Raw genomic sequence first — 12044 nt, forward strand, 5'->3', positions numbered from 1 at the left:
ATGCGGGCCTTCCGCGCGGTGTACGGATCGCACCCGCTGCATCTGCTGACGCTGATCGCCGGCTTCGCGTTGTTCGGCTACACCGTTGCCACGCTCGGCATCGCCGCCCTGTGGAATCCGCGCACGTGGTGGCAGTCGATCGTGGTGTGGTTCGCGGCCGCCGTCATCCTGCACGACCTGGTGCTGTTCCCGCTCTACGCGCTCGTCGACCGCATTCTCACTCTCTCCCAGCGCTTTCCGGCTCCGGTGCCGGTCCTGAATCACCTCCGCGTTCCGATTCTGGGTGCCGCCCTGACGTTCGCGGTGTTCAGTCCCGGCATCCTGCGGCAGGGTGCGCCCGCTTACACCGCGGCCACCGGACAGACGCAGGAGCCGTACCTCGGCCGCTGGCTGCTGCTGGTCGCCGCGATGTTCGCGCTCAGCGCCGCGGCGTACGCGGTCCGGCTGGGGAGAACCCGACGGGCTACGGCGCCGCCAACGTCGCGAGCACCCGGCGGCCCGCCGGATGCAGACCCGTCATCGTCAACCCCGCCTCCTGCGCCAGCGCAGCCGCACAGTCCACCCCCACCGACGCCCACCTGAACCACGGCCCCACCGTGTTCGAGGACTCCAGGCGCACCATGGTGTCCTGCACTCCCCGGGTCTCGGAGTCGAACTCGACGACGCAGCGGCCGCCCGGGCGCAGCAGTTCGGCGGCGCGGCGCAGCACCCGCCTCGGATCGCCGCCGAGGCCGATGTTGCCGTCGGCCAGGAGCGCGGTCTGCCACCGCCCGAGTCCGGGCAACACCCCGAACACGTCGCGGCGCAGCGCGGGAGCGCCGTTGCGCCGCGCCAACTCGACCGCGGTGGCGGACTGGTCGACACCGAGGGCCGGGATGCCGCGGCGGACCAGATCGGCCACCAGACGGCCTGGGCCGCAACCCAAGTCGATGGTCGGCCCCTCACAGAGCAGCACGACCGCCCGGTCGAAGAGCCGGTCGGCGTGCCGTCCGCCGAGCCAGCTGCGCACCGGCAGCGTCTTCACCGCCCCGTCGCCGCTGCGGATCCAGCACCGTTCCCCGTCGAGCGCGCGGTCGTAGAGGTTGCCGAGCACCGGTCACAACCCCGCCGCGGCCGTCGCGAACGGGAACCGCCCACCGGGCGGGCAGCAGCGTCGGACGGTTTCGACGTCGGCGGCGGTGTCCACATCGGCGAGCTCGTCGACCATTATCACGCTGATCCCCCTGTCCTGCAACGCTTTCCGCGTCAGCGCGCCGGTGTCGTCCCGCGACATCGGCACCTCGCGCAGGCAGTCGGCCATCGTCGCGGTCCGCACCCCGAGCAGCCACCAGCCGCCGTCGCGTGCCGGCCCCAGCACCGCCTCGGCGGCGAGCAGCGTCTGTGCGCACCGGGCCAGCAGATCGGCGGTGACCTGGGGGGTGTCCATCCCGATCTGCAGGATCGGACGGTCCCCCACCGCCGCGGCGGCGTCGACGTGCGCGTGGGCCAGCCGTTCGGCGAACGAGTCACCGCGCTGCTCGACGACGGTGAATTCGGCCAGGCGGGCCCGCAGCGCCGCGCTGTCGTGGACTTCGTCGAGGTCGCCGGTCAGCGCCACCACCCGCGCCGACACGGGCGTCGCCAGGACCGCGTCGAGGGTGTCGAGCAGCGCGGCCGCCGCGATCACCGCGGCCATCTCGAACCCGACCGTGACCGCCAGCCGCGTCTTCGCCAAACCGGGCACCGGGGCCTTGGCGACCACGAGCACCGTCACCGGCAACTCCGTCACTCGATCACCCGCCAGAAGTCCAGCGCGGCCACCGCGCTGCCGCGCAACGAGCCGCTGACCTTCGATCTCCCGCCGGTGCGCGGGCCGTAGGTGACGTCGCGTTCCACGACGCGCCAGCCCGCGGCGGCGGCACGGACCAGCAGTTCCAGGGGATACCCGGATCGGCGATCCTGCACACCGAGCGCGAGCAGATCCTCGCGGCGGGCCACCCGCATCGGCGCGATGTCGTGGACGGGCAAACCGTGGCGGTGCCGTAACCGCCAGCACACCGCGGCCGTGCCGAGGCGGGCATGCCACGGCCAGCGCAGACCGGGCACCGCCCTCCGCCGGCCGACCGCCAGGTGGGCACCCTTGTCCAGTTCGGCCACCAGGGCGGGCAATTCGCGCGGGTCGAGCGACCCGTCGGCGTCGAGCACGGCGACCACCGGGGTGCCCGCGGCCAGCACCCCCGCGTGCACCGCGGAGCCGTAACCGGGGCGTGCCTCGTGCACAACCTCGGCGCCGTGCCGCCGTGCCACGTCCGCGGTGCCGTCGGTGCTGTTGTTGTCCACCACCAGAGCGCGGTAGCCGTCGGGCAGCGCGGCCAGGACCGCCGGCAGCGATGCCGCCTCGTCCAGGCACGGCAGCACCACCGTCACGGGACACTCGGGCATAGCAACGAGGCTAACCACGCCCGTCGGCACCCACCTGGGGCAACAGTGACGAATCTCTGACATCGGCGCAGGTGGCGGGCGCTGACGGCTAACCTCGAAGGGTGACACGGGTCCTGATCGCCGACGACGACTCCGTCGTGCGGGACGTCGTGCGTCGGTATCTCGAACGCGACGGCCTGGAAGTGGCGATCGCCCGCGACGGCACCGAGGCGCTGCGGCTGCTCGGCACCGAACGCATCGACGTCGCCGTGCTCGACGTGATGATGCCCGGCCCCGACGGGCTGACCCTCTGTCGCACCCTGCGCCAGCGCGGCGACCACACCGTTCCGGTCATCCTGCTGACCGCCCTCGGGGAAGAGGACGACCGCATCGCCGGCCTCGAAGCCGGCGCCGACGACTACCTGACCAAACCGTTCAGCCCCCGGGAACTGGCGCTGCGGGTGCGCTCGGTCCTGCGCCGCTCTCCGACGCCGGTCGGGGTCACCCCGGTCGACCTGAAGGTCGGCGCGCTCACGATCTCGGCGGCCGCACGGTCGGTCACCGTCGACGGTCAGCCCGTCAGCCTCACCAACCGCGAGTTCGATCTGCTGCTGTTCTTCATCACTCACGCCGACACCGTGTTCACCCGCGAAGAGCTGCTCAAGCAGGTGTGGCGGTGGGACTTCGGCGATCTGTCCACGGTGACCGTGCACGTCAAACGGCTGCGTTCGAAGCTCGGCGACCAGCACCGGGTGCAGACGGTGTGGGGCCGCGGCTACATGTGGAGCGATGCCGCGGGCGCGCGTGAGGGCCTGAGCACCGGTGCCGTCAACTGACGTCTGGGAGATCGGCGCCTGGGCGCTGGCCTGTTCCATTCCGGTGGTGCTGGCTGGTGCGCTGATCATCCGGTTGGCCCGCACGTGGTCGCTGGCGGTCAGCATGGTCGTGCTCGTGCTGATCCCTGTGCTCGCGACGTTCACCGGCGTGCTGGGCGCCAGCGGTTTCATGATCACCGAGACCTTCGAGCCGATCGCCGTGGTGCTCGTGGTGGTGGCCGTCGTCACCATCCCCGCCGCGGTGATGCTGGGCCGCTATCAGGCCCGCCGCACGGTGTGGGAGCAGGAGATCCGGGAGTCCGAGCAGGCGGCCGAGATGTCGCGGCGGCAACTGGTCGCGTTCGTCAGCCACGACCTGCGCACCCCGCTGGCCGGGATCCGCGCGGTGTCCGAGGCCATCGCCGACGGTCTGGTCGGCGCCGACGAGGTGCGCGCGCACGCCAAGCACATCGAGCAGGAATCGATCCGGCTGTCGGAGATGGTCGACGACCTGTTCGAGATGAGCAAGATCAACGCCGGGGCGGTGCAGCCGGCGTTCGACCGGGTCGCGCTCGACGAGGTCGTCGACGACGTGCTGGCCGCCCACCGGATCGCCGCCGAACGCGCCGGGGTGCAGCTGCGCGCCGAACTGCCCGACGAACCCGTGCAGGTGCTCGGCAGCGACCGAGCGCTGGTGCGGGTGCTGTCCAATCTGGTGGCCAACGCGATCGCGCACACCCCGGAGGGCGGCCGCGTGCAGCTGGCGCTCGGCTCCGACGACGACGTCGCGTGGGCCCGCGTCGACGACACCGGCGTCGGCATCGACGAGGCCGACCTGCCGCGGGTGTTCGACGTGGCCTACCGCGGCTCCAACGACCGCATCCCGCGCGACGACGCGTCGCTGCCCAGCGGATCGGGTCTTGGCCTGGCCATCGCCGCCGGCCTCGTGCAGGCGCACCGCGGCACGCTGTCCGCGCACAACCTCGGCACGGGCGCCCGTTTCGAGGTACGGCTCCCGCTGGCCGTCGATTAGAACTCCCTTCGCCGACCGTCGTGGACGAGGGCGGTCAGTCGGGCAGCGAGTTGCCCAACCGCTCCGCGGCGGCCAGATAGTCCTCGATGAACTCGCGCACCACTTCGCGCGCCGGTTTGACCTTGTTCATCAACCCGACGCCCTGGCCGACGAAGTAGGTCGACAACTGCTGCGCGCCGGGGTGCCCCTGCGCGGCGAGCACGTCGATGCGGCGCAGCAGCGGTTCGGCGAGCATGTTCTGCAGCGGCAGCGGCAGCGGACGGCGCTCCCCGCGCGGCGCCCAGGCCTGCGTCCAGTCCGACACCAGCTGGCGGGCCGGTTTACCCGTGCGGCCCGCCGAGCGCACGGTGTCCCGCGACGTGGCGGCCAACATCTTCTGCACGGTGTGCGGCGCTGTCTCGGCCTCCTCGGTGGTCAGCCACACCGAACCGGTCCACGCGCCGTCGGCGCCCATCGCCACCGCCGCGGCCATCTGCCGGCCGGTCACGATGCCGCCCGCGGCGAGCACCGGCACCTTGGTGCCGGTCTCCTCGACGGCCTGGATCACCTCGGGAATCAGCACCAGCGTGGTCACCTCACCGCAGTGCCCGCCGGCCTCGGTGCCCTGCGCGACGATCAGGTCGACCCCGGCGGCGACCTGTTTGACGGCGTGCTCGCGCGCGCCGACGAGCGCCGCGACCGGCACACCGCGTTCGCGGCCCGCCTCGATCATGTAGTCCGGCGGGACGCCGAGCGCGTTGGCGATCAGCTTGATCGGGTGACTCATCGCGACGTCGAGCAGTTCGCGGCCGGTGTCCCCGGACAGCGACGACCCGCCGAGCCGCGGCGCACTGTCGAGTTCGATGTCGTGGTCGGCCAGCAGCTGGGTGACGAACTCGCGGTACTCGGCCGGGATGCGGTCGGCGAGGTCGGTGCGCGAGAGGTTCTCCCCCTTGCCCTCGAACTTGGCCGGCACGATGATGTCGGCGCCGTAGGGCTTGCCGCCCACCTGCTCGTCGATCCAGGCGAGTTCCCGGTCGAGCTGTTCGGGGGTGTAGGCGGTCGCGCCGAGCACCCCGAAACCGCCGGCGTTGGTCACGGCGGCGACGACGTCGCGGCAGTGGCTGAACGCGAAGAGCGGGAAGTCGATGCCGAACTGTTCACATATCGCGGGTTTCACGCCACCAGTATCGCCCCGCCTCAGGCGCCGAATCCCGGGGCCTGCGCCAGGAACCGCTCGATCGCGGTGAGCATCCGGCGGCCGTCGAGCAGCGCCGGGTCGTTGTGCCCGGCATCGGGCACGAGCACGAACTCCTTCGGTTCGGCTGCGGCGTCGAACAGCCGCCGGCTCATGCCGGCCGGGACGATGTCGTCACGATCGCCCGCGATCACCAACAGCGGGGCACCGATCCCGCCGATCCGCTCGATGGACGGATAGCGGTCGATGAGCAACCGCCGCACCGGCAGCCACGGGTAGTGCACCGCGCCCACGTCGGGCAGCGAGGTGAACGGTGAGCGCAGGATCAGCGCGGCGGGCGGTTGTTCGGCGGCGAGGCCGACCGCGACTGCGCCGCCGAGCGATTCACCGAAATACACGAGGCGGACCGGGTCGACCTCGGGTTGGGCGGCCAGCCACTCGCGGGCCGCGCGGGCGTCGGCGGCCAGCCCGTCCTCGCTGGGCCGGCCCGGGTTGCCGCCGTAGCCCCGGTAGTCGAACAGCAGCACCGACGACCCCATGCGCCGCAGTGCGATCGCCAGCGCCGCCCGCATGGACCGGTCGCCACCGTTGCCGTTGAACATCACCACACCCGGCCCCCGGCCGGCCGTCGGGAAGTACCACCCACCGAGATCCAATCCGTCCGCGGTGCGCAGCACGACGTCGCGCGCACCCGGCGACACCGTGCTCGCCGACGGCACGGGACCCGGTGCCGGGAAATAGATCAGCCGCCGCTGCTGGGTCCACAGCAACCCCAACGCTCCCGTCGCCACAAGGGCGACGATAACGAGAATGCGCGCCCAGCGGGGCATGTCACGCCCGCAACGGCGCGAAGGCGAACTCCCGCAGTCCGTCCCGCGGATCCACCGCGGCCCGGAAACCTAACCGCTCGGCCGCCCGCCGCGGCGAGGCGACGATGTGGCGCACGTCGCCGCTGCGGTACTGTCCGGTCACCAGCGGTGGTGCGGCGGCGCGGATCTCGCAGAGCTCGGTGGCGACCTCGATGATCGAGATCGGCCGGCCGGAGCAGACGTTGAACGCCTCGAAACCCGGGAGCCGCGACTCGACCGCGGCCAGATTGGCCGCCGCGACATCGTCGACGTGGACGAAGTCGCGCATCTGCCCACCGTCCTCGAAAACCCTCGGCACGTCCCCGTTCTCGAGTTCGGAGCGGAAGATCGCCGCCACCCCGCTGTAGGGGGTGTCGCGGGGCATGTGCGGGCCGTAGACGTTGTGGTAGCGCAGGGCCACGACGGAACCTCCGACAGCGTCACTCCATGCCAGCGCGTAATGCTCCTGTGCGACTTTGCTTGCCGCGTAGAGGCTTCTGGGCCGCAGCGGCTCGTCCTCCTCGACCAGCCGCCAGTGCAGTTCCTCGCCGCCGACGGGGCAGCGGTGCTCGAACACCCCGGCGTCGAGATCGGCACGGGTGCGCGGCAGGGGGTCGACGGGTCCGTGTGCGGGACAGTCGAACCGGCCCTGCCCGTAGACCACCATCGACGACGCCAGCACCAGTTTCTGGACACCCGCGGCGAACATCTCGGCGAGCAGCACCGTGGTCCCGTAGTCGTTGTGGCTGCCGTACGAGGGCGCATCGGCCGCATTGACCCCGGCGCCCACCACGGCCGCCTGATGACAGACCGCGTCGATGCCGTCGAGCAGCGGGGCCAGCGCGGTGGGGTCGGCGACGTCGACCCGGTGCGTGCCTTCGGGAAGGTGCGCCGATCCACCGTGCGCGGCAGGCAGCATCACGTCCACGGCGACGACGTCGTGACCCGCCGATTCCAGCGCCGTGCGCACCCGCGAGCCGATGAACCCGGCGGCGCCGGTCAGCAACACCCTCACGGCAACTCGATCGGCAGCGTCACGCCTTCGTGCGGCAGGCAGTGCTCACACGTCCGCTCGACGGCCACCTGGTCGATCGCCTCGTGCACCACCTTCTTGAACGGCACGAGGTTGCGCTGGAACTCGGCGAAGACGTCGACCGCCCGCACCCCTTTCCCGGTCTCGATGCCCGCATCCAGGTCGGTGACCAAGGCAATTGCGGCGTAACACATCTCGAGTTCGCGAGCCAGCACCGCCTCGGGGTGGCCGGTCATGTTGACCAGGGTGAAACCCTGGCTCGCGAACCACTTGCTCTCCGCGCGGGTGGAGAACCGCGGCCCCTGGATCACCACCATGGTGCCGCCGTCGACGACGCCGGGCAGTCCCGCGGCGGCCGCGCGCAGCGTCGGGCAGTACGGATCGGCGAAGCCGACGTGGATGCCGCCGGAGTCGAAGTACGTGTCGGCCCGCCCGCTGGTGCGGTCCACGAGTTGATCGGGCACCACCATCGCGCCCGGACCCAGGTCGGGGGTCAGGCTGCCCACCGCGCACGGGCCGAATATCCGCCGCACGCCCAGCGCGCGCAACGCCCACATGTTGGCCCGGTACGGCACGGTGTGCGGGCTGAACTCGTGGTCGGCGCCGTGCCGGGGCAGGAACGCGACCTCGTGCCCGCCGACCGTGCCGACCGTGATCGCTGCGCTGGGAGCGCCGTAGGGGGTGTCGAGCCTGACGCTGCGCGCGTCGGGCCCGAAGAACGAGTAGAAGCCGCTGCCGCCGATCACTCCGAGCATCGGTCCATTGTCGTCCATGCCCCCGTTCCCCGGGGTGACGGAGGGGGCGCGGCCGTCAGGCGTGCGACGATGGCGCGCGTGGCAAGTTTCGCCGAATGGGTCGAGGGCGCGCGCCCCCGCACACTGCCCAACGCCGTCGCACCGGTGATCGCCGGCACCGGGGGCGCCGCGTGGCTGGACGGCGCGGTGTGGTGGAAAGCGCTGCTGGCGTTGGTCGTCGCCGTCGCGTTGATCATCGGGGTGAACTACGCCAACGACTACTCCGACGGCATCCGCGGCACCGACGACGTGCGCGCCGGGCCGCTGCGACTGGTGGGGTCAAGGCTGGCCTCCCCGCGGGCGGTGCTCACGGCGGCGATCGCCAGCCTGGCCGTCGGCGCGGTGGCCGGGCTGGTCCTCGCGGTGGCCAGTGCGCCGTGGCTGATCGCCGTCGGCGCCGTGTGCATCGCCGGCGCGTGGCTCTACACCGGCGGCTCGAAGCCCTACGGCTACATCGGGCTCGGCGAGGTCGCGGTGTTCGTGTTCTTCGGTCTGGTCGCCGTGCTGGGCACCCAGTACACCCAGGCGCTGCACGTCGACCGGGTCGGACTCGCGCTGGCCGTCGCGATGGGTGCGCTGTCGTCGGCGGTGCTGGTCGCCAACAACCTGCGCGACATCCCCACCGACCGCGAGTCGGGCAAGATCACCCTGGCCGTCCGCCTCGGCGACACCCGCACCCGGGTGCTCTACCAGGCGCTGCTGGGCACCGCGCTGCTGCTCACGCTGGCCTTGATGCTCGCCACGCCCTGGTGCGCGGTCGGCCTGCTGGCGCTGCCGCTGGCGGTGCGCGCCGCGCGCCCGGTGCGCGGCGGGCTCGGCGGCAAGGAGCTGATCCCCGTCCTGCGCGACACCGGGCTCACCATGCTGGTGTGGGCGGTGGCCGTCGCGCTCGCGCTCGCCTTCGGTTAGGACGTCAGCTCGTCGACGTCCCGGTCCAGTACTCGGCGAACTTCCCGTCGGCCACCCGCAGGATGTCGTTGCCGGTGAAGCGCATCGGGCCCTGCTCGCCGCGGCCGCTGCCGACCCAGCGCCCGGCCACCATGTCCCCCTCGACGAACGGGCCGACCTCGATCTCGAAGGTCAGGTCCGAGAGCATCTCGTGGGTCTGGTCGATGATTGCCTGCAACTCCGCGGGCCCGCGCACCTCGCGGTCCGGCCAGTGCCCGACGAAGTCCTCGGTCACCAACTCGGCGGCCACGGGCTCGCCGGCCCACAGGCGGGTGATCCACTGCGCGTAGAGATCCTTGGGAGTCGTCATGATCACACAGCTACCCACCGGGTCATCGCGTTATGCCGGGTGACGGTTCACGCGAGCGCGTCGAGCAACCGGTCCAGGTCGTCGGCGGTGTTGTAGAGATGGAAGCCGACCCGCACCGCTCCCGCCCGCACCGAGGCGCGGATACCGGCGCGCTGCAGACGGGCCGCGGCGTCCGAGTTGCGGGCGGACGGCAGTGACACGATCGCCGACGGGTGTGGCGGCAGGTCCAGTGCGGCCCGCAGCGTCGCGGCCAGGCCCACGGTGTGCGCCTCGACCGCCGCACGGTCCAGCCCGGCCAGCCACGGCAGCGTCAGCCCGGCGCCCAGCGCGCCGAACCAGGCCGGCGAGGCGTCGAAACGCCTCGCGTCGGACGCCAGGCGCAGCGGCAGCCCGTAGATCGAAGTCCACGGTTCCTGCCCGGCGTACCAGTTCGCCGCGTGCGGCGTCATGAGACCGGCGGTCCGCTCACTCACCGACAGGAACGCGGTGCCGCGCGGCGCGAGCAGCCACTTGTAGGCCGACGCCACCGTCGCGTCGGCCCAGCCGAGGTCGAGCAGCTTCCATCCGGCGGCCTGGGTGACGTCGAGGATCGTGAGCGTCCGGCCGCCCGCCACACTCGCCCGCAGCGCCTCCGCGTCGAGCACGGCGCCCGTCGCCGACTGCACCAGACTGACGGTCACGAAGTCGTAATCACCGGCGGTGGCAACGAGTTCGTCGGCGCCCAGTTCGGCCACCGACACCCCGCGGCCGGCCTGCGCGGCGAACGGGAAGGTGGTGCTGGTGAACTCACCCGCCAGCGTGGCGCCCCGGCTTCCGTCGGGGATCGCGGCGGCCAGCAGACCCAGCGCCGCCGACGTGCTGCCCGCCATCGCCACGGTGTCGACCGGCACCCCGACCAGCGCCGCGTACCCCGCCCGGGCGTCCCGCACGGGCTGGTCGAACGACGTCGCGTCGAGCGTGCCTGCCTGCCATTCGGCAAGACAGTCGTGCAGTGCGCGCATCAGGAACTGCGGGGGCAGTCCGTACGTCGGAGAGTTGAGAAAGCCTGCCGCGCCGGCGAATTCACTGCCGTAGATCTGCCGCGGCGTCATGCCCCGGGATCACCGGGCGGCTCCTCGCCGCGCAGTCGGGCCTGCAGCTGCTCGCGGTCCTTGCGCCGCTGCGCGTCGAACGCGGCGATGCTCGCGGTGGCCCGCTGCCGCAGCGGCGCGAACACCCAGATGCCCAGGGGCAGAGCGATCACGAGCGCGAACAGGATCGCGATGACCAACGGGAACTCCCGCAAACCGAGCAGGTGGCCGACGCCCAAGATCGCCGCCGCGAGCGCCGCCACCAGGAGCAAGCGCGCCGCGACGTAGACGAGTACATCGACCACGAGACGGGCACCCTGGCGACCTTCTGACACGCACCCGAGCCTACCGACGGCGCGTATATTCGATGTCAGGAGGTTTGAGTGGCGTATTTGCTCCTGATAATCGTTCTGGCCGGCTTGCTCTACATCGGCTGGCGGCTCATGCGGGTCAGTGCGACCCGGCCGCAGCGGCGTGTGATCGGCCCCGATGACGACCCAGATTTTCTCCGGCGTCTCGGCCAGGACGACAACAACCCGCGGCAGTAGCCCCGCTTCGGTCGGCGGCTACCCGCGGTCGTCGTCGCGCCGCACCGCGCCGGCGAATCCGTCGGCCACCACACCGGCCAGTTCCAGCAGCGCCTGCCGCGTCGCGGGCTTGAGGCGGTCCAGGCTGATCTCCGCACCCTCTTCCAGATGCGGATCGAACGGCACCACCTGCACCGCGCGGCACCGCCGCGAGAAGTGGTCGGAGACCTTCTGCAGGTCGACCTTGCCCGAGCGTGGCCGCACCGCGTTGATGACCGCGATCGCGTTCGACACCAGGGCCTGGTGCCCGTGCGCGTCGAGCCAGTCCAGGGTGGCCGATGCGCTGCGCGCCCCGTCGACCGAACCGGAACTGATCACCACGAGCACGTCGGCGTGCGCGAGCACCGACGTCATCGCTGAGTGCATCAACCCGGTGCCGCAGTCGGTGAGGACCAGGCTGTAGAAGCGCTCCAGCACCTCGAGCGTGCGGGTGTAGTCGTCGGAGCTGAACGCCTCCGACACCGCCGGGTCGGTCTCCGAGGCCAGCACCTCGAGCCGGCTCGGCCCCTGTGAGGTGTAGGCGCGCACGTCGCTGTAGCGCTCGATGCCCTCGGCGTCGCGCAGCAGGTGACGCACCGTGGCCGTCGTCTCCAACGGCACCTTCTGGCTCAGCGTGCCCCGGTCGGGGTTCGCGTCGACGGCCACCACGCGGTCCCCGCGGATCGAGGCGAACGTGGCGCCCAGCGTGGCGGTGATCGTGGTCTTGCCGACGCCGCCCTTCAGCGAGAGCACCGCGATGCGATAGCAGCCGCCCAGCGGTTGCTTCACGCGTGTGACGAGGCTGTCCTGCTGCGCCGCCTTGGGGCTGTCGCCGATGTTGACGAGGGTGAACGTCGCCAGGTACAGCCACTTGCGCCACCCGCGGGCCGGCGGCTGTTTGGGCTGGCCCAGCAGGGCCACCGTGGACAGATCGAGATAGGGCGTGGGCGGCACCGGCAGGGGCTGGGACACGGGGTGCGACACCGGTGGCCGGGGTTCGGCGGTGGGCGGCGACGGTACGGGCGGTGCCGCCCACGCCCTATCTCGACA

General features: G+C 71.8%; 16 protein-coding genes. 5 read left to right on the top strand and 11 right to left on the bottom strand.

What is annotated here, in order from left to right; genetic code table 11:
- The gene (locus AU195_RS25230) at nt 1-582 is read left to right on the top strand and encodes a hypothetical protein (protein ID WP_157531138.1); all 582 of its coding nucleotides are present in this window, start codon (nt 1-3) and stop codon (nt 580-582) included.
- On the opposite strand, the gene AU195_RS14950 is transcribed toward AU195_RS25230, so the two are convergent.
- The 3 genes from AU195_RS14950 to AU195_RS14960 are packed head-to-tail and all read right to left on the bottom strand — an operon-like array spanning nt 464 to nt 2421.
- Nucleotides 464-1093: a methyltransferase domain-containing protein gene (locus tag AU195_RS14950; protein WP_059159850.1), complete on the bottom strand. Its 630-nt coding sequence runs from the start codon at nt 1091-1093 to the stop codon at nt 464-466. The genes AU195_RS25230 and AU195_RS14950 overlap by 119 nt on opposite strands.
- 3 nt (nt 1094-1096) lie before the next feature.
- The gene (locus AU195_RS14955; RefSeq protein WP_059159851.1) at nt 1097-1768 is read right to left on the bottom strand and encodes a TIGR04282 family arsenosugar biosynthesis glycosyltransferase; all 672 of its coding nucleotides are present in this window, start codon (nt 1766-1768) and stop codon (nt 1097-1099) included.
- Nucleotides 1765-2421 (bottom strand): glycosyltransferase family 2 protein, encoded by a 657-nt coding sequence (locus tag AU195_RS14960; protein ID WP_059159852.1) that lies wholly within the window; start codon nt 2419-2421, stop codon nt 1765-1767. Before AU195_RS14960 ends, AU195_RS14955 begins: the two co-directional genes overlap by 4 nt.
- 101 nt (nt 2422-2522) lie before the next feature.
- Between AU195_RS14960 and AU195_RS14965 the strand changes: the two genes are divergently transcribed.
- Both AU195_RS14965 and AU195_RS14970 read left to right on the top strand, forming a co-directional pair.
- Nucleotides 2523-3236: a response regulator transcription factor gene (locus AU195_RS14965; RefSeq protein ID WP_059159853.1), complete on the top strand. Its 714-nt coding sequence runs from the start codon at nt 2523-2525 to the stop codon at nt 3234-3236.
- Nucleotides 3223-4248, top strand: coding sequence for a sensor histidine kinase (locus AU195_RS14970; protein ID WP_059159854.1), 1026 nt, complete (start codon nt 3223-3225; stop codon nt 4246-4248). The genes AU195_RS14965 and AU195_RS14970 overlap by 14 nt, the downstream gene beginning before the upstream one ends.
- Nucleotides 4249-4282: 34 nt before the next feature.
- Here AU195_RS14970 and AU195_RS14975 read toward each other — a convergent pair whose 3' ends face one another.
- The 4 genes from AU195_RS14975 to AU195_RS14990 are packed head-to-tail and all read right to left on the bottom strand — an operon-like array spanning nt 4283 to nt 8061.
- Nucleotides 4283-5407 carry an NAD(P)H-dependent flavin oxidoreductase gene (locus AU195_RS14975; RefSeq protein ID WP_059159855.1) on the bottom strand — a complete coding sequence of 375 codons (1125 nt, stop codon included), beginning with the start codon at nt 5405-5407 and terminating at the stop codon, nt 4283-4285.
- Nucleotides 5408-5427: 20 nt separating this feature from the next.
- On the bottom strand, nt 5428-6255 hold the full coding sequence (locus AU195_RS14980; RefSeq protein WP_059159856.1) for an alpha/beta hydrolase: 828 nt from the start codon (nt 6253-6255) through the stop codon (nt 5428-5430).
- Between the two features lies 1 nt (nt 6256).
- Nucleotides 6257-7288 carry an NAD-dependent epimerase/dehydratase family protein gene (locus tag AU195_RS14985; protein WP_059159857.1) on the bottom strand — a complete coding sequence of 344 codons (1032 nt, stop codon included), beginning with the start codon at nt 7286-7288 and terminating at the stop codon, nt 6257-6259.
- Complete coding sequence (locus AU195_RS14990) at nt 7285-8061, bottom strand: S-methyl-5'-thioadenosine phosphorylase (RefSeq protein WP_059159868.1); 777 nt, start codon at nt 8059-8061, stop codon at nt 7285-7287. Before AU195_RS14990 ends, AU195_RS14985 begins: the two co-directional genes overlap by 4 nt.
- A gap of 78 nt (nt 8062-8139) precedes the next feature.
- Between AU195_RS14990 and AU195_RS14995 the strand changes: the two genes are divergently transcribed.
- Complete coding sequence (locus AU195_RS14995; RefSeq protein ID WP_059159869.1) at nt 8140-9009, top strand: 1,4-dihydroxy-2-naphthoate polyprenyltransferase; 870 nt, start codon at nt 8140-8142, stop codon at nt 9007-9009.
- Nucleotides 9010-9013: 4 nt separating this feature from the next.
- Here the strand turns inward: AU195_RS14995 and AU195_RS15000 are convergent, their stop codons facing one another.
- The 3 genes from AU195_RS15000 to AU195_RS15010 are packed head-to-tail and all read right to left on the bottom strand — an operon-like array spanning nt 9014 to nt 10763.
- On the bottom strand, nt 9014-9358 hold the full coding sequence (locus tag AU195_RS15000) for an ester cyclase (protein WP_059159870.1): 345 nt from the start codon (nt 9356-9358) through the stop codon (nt 9014-9016).
- A 47-nt stretch (nt 9359-9405) separates the two neighbouring features.
- Nucleotides 9406-10449 (bottom strand): aminotransferase class V-fold PLP-dependent enzyme, encoded by a 1044-nt coding sequence (locus tag AU195_RS15005; protein WP_059159858.1) that lies wholly within the window; start codon nt 10447-10449, stop codon nt 9406-9408.
- Nucleotides 10446-10763 carry a DUF4229 domain-containing protein gene (locus AU195_RS15010; protein WP_059159859.1) on the bottom strand — a complete coding sequence of 106 codons (318 nt, stop codon included), beginning with the start codon at nt 10761-10763 and terminating at the stop codon, nt 10446-10448. The genes AU195_RS15005 and AU195_RS15010 overlap by 4 nt, the downstream gene beginning before the upstream one ends.
- Nucleotides 10764-10811: 48 nt before the next feature.
- On the opposite strand from AU195_RS15010, the gene AU195_RS25950 reads away from it, so the two are divergent.
- Nucleotides 10812-10976, top strand: a complete 165-nt coding sequence (locus AU195_RS25950) for a hypothetical protein (protein ID WP_172800590.1) — start codon at nt 10812-10814, stop codon at nt 10974-10976.
- 18 nt (nt 10977-10994) lie between these two features.
- Here the strand turns inward: AU195_RS25950 and AU195_RS15015 are convergent.
- Nucleotides 10995-12044 (bottom strand): MinD/ParA family ATP-binding protein (locus AU195_RS15015; RefSeq protein WP_059159871.1); only part of this gene is annotated, 1050 nt, incomplete at its 5' end.

It is taken from the genome of Mycobacterium sp. IS-1496 (assembly GCF_001499995.1).
GTDB lineage: Bacteria > Actinomycetota > Actinomycetes > Mycobacteriales > Mycobacteriaceae > Mycobacterium.

What these genes read in the sequence shown, in the direction of transcription:
- AU195_RS25230 (WP_157531138.1), top strand. Translation starts at nt 1, where the DNA reads ATGCGGGCCTTCCGCGCGGTGTACGGATCGCACCCGCTGCATCTGCTG.
- AU195_RS15005 (WP_059159858.1), bottom strand. Translation starts at nt 10,449, where the DNA reads ATGACGCCGCGGCAGATCTACGGCAGTGAATTCGCCGGCGCGGCAGGC.
- AU195_RS14980 (WP_059159856.1), bottom strand. Translation starts at nt 6,255, where the DNA reads ATGCCCCGCTGGGCGCGCATTCTCGTTATCGTCGCCCTTGTGGCGACG.
- AU195_RS15000 (WP_059159870.1), bottom strand. Translation starts at nt 9,358, where the DNA reads ATGACGACTCCCAAGGATCTCTACGCGCAGTGGATCACCCGCCTGTGG.
- AU195_RS14990 (WP_059159868.1), bottom strand. Translation starts at nt 8,061, where the DNA reads ATGCTCGGAGTGATCGGCGGCAGCGGCTTCTACTCGTTCTTCGGGCCC.
- AU195_RS14960 (WP_059159852.1), bottom strand. Translation starts at nt 2,421, where the DNA reads ATGCCCGAGTGTCCCGTGACGGTGGTGCTGCCGTGCCTGGACGAGGCG.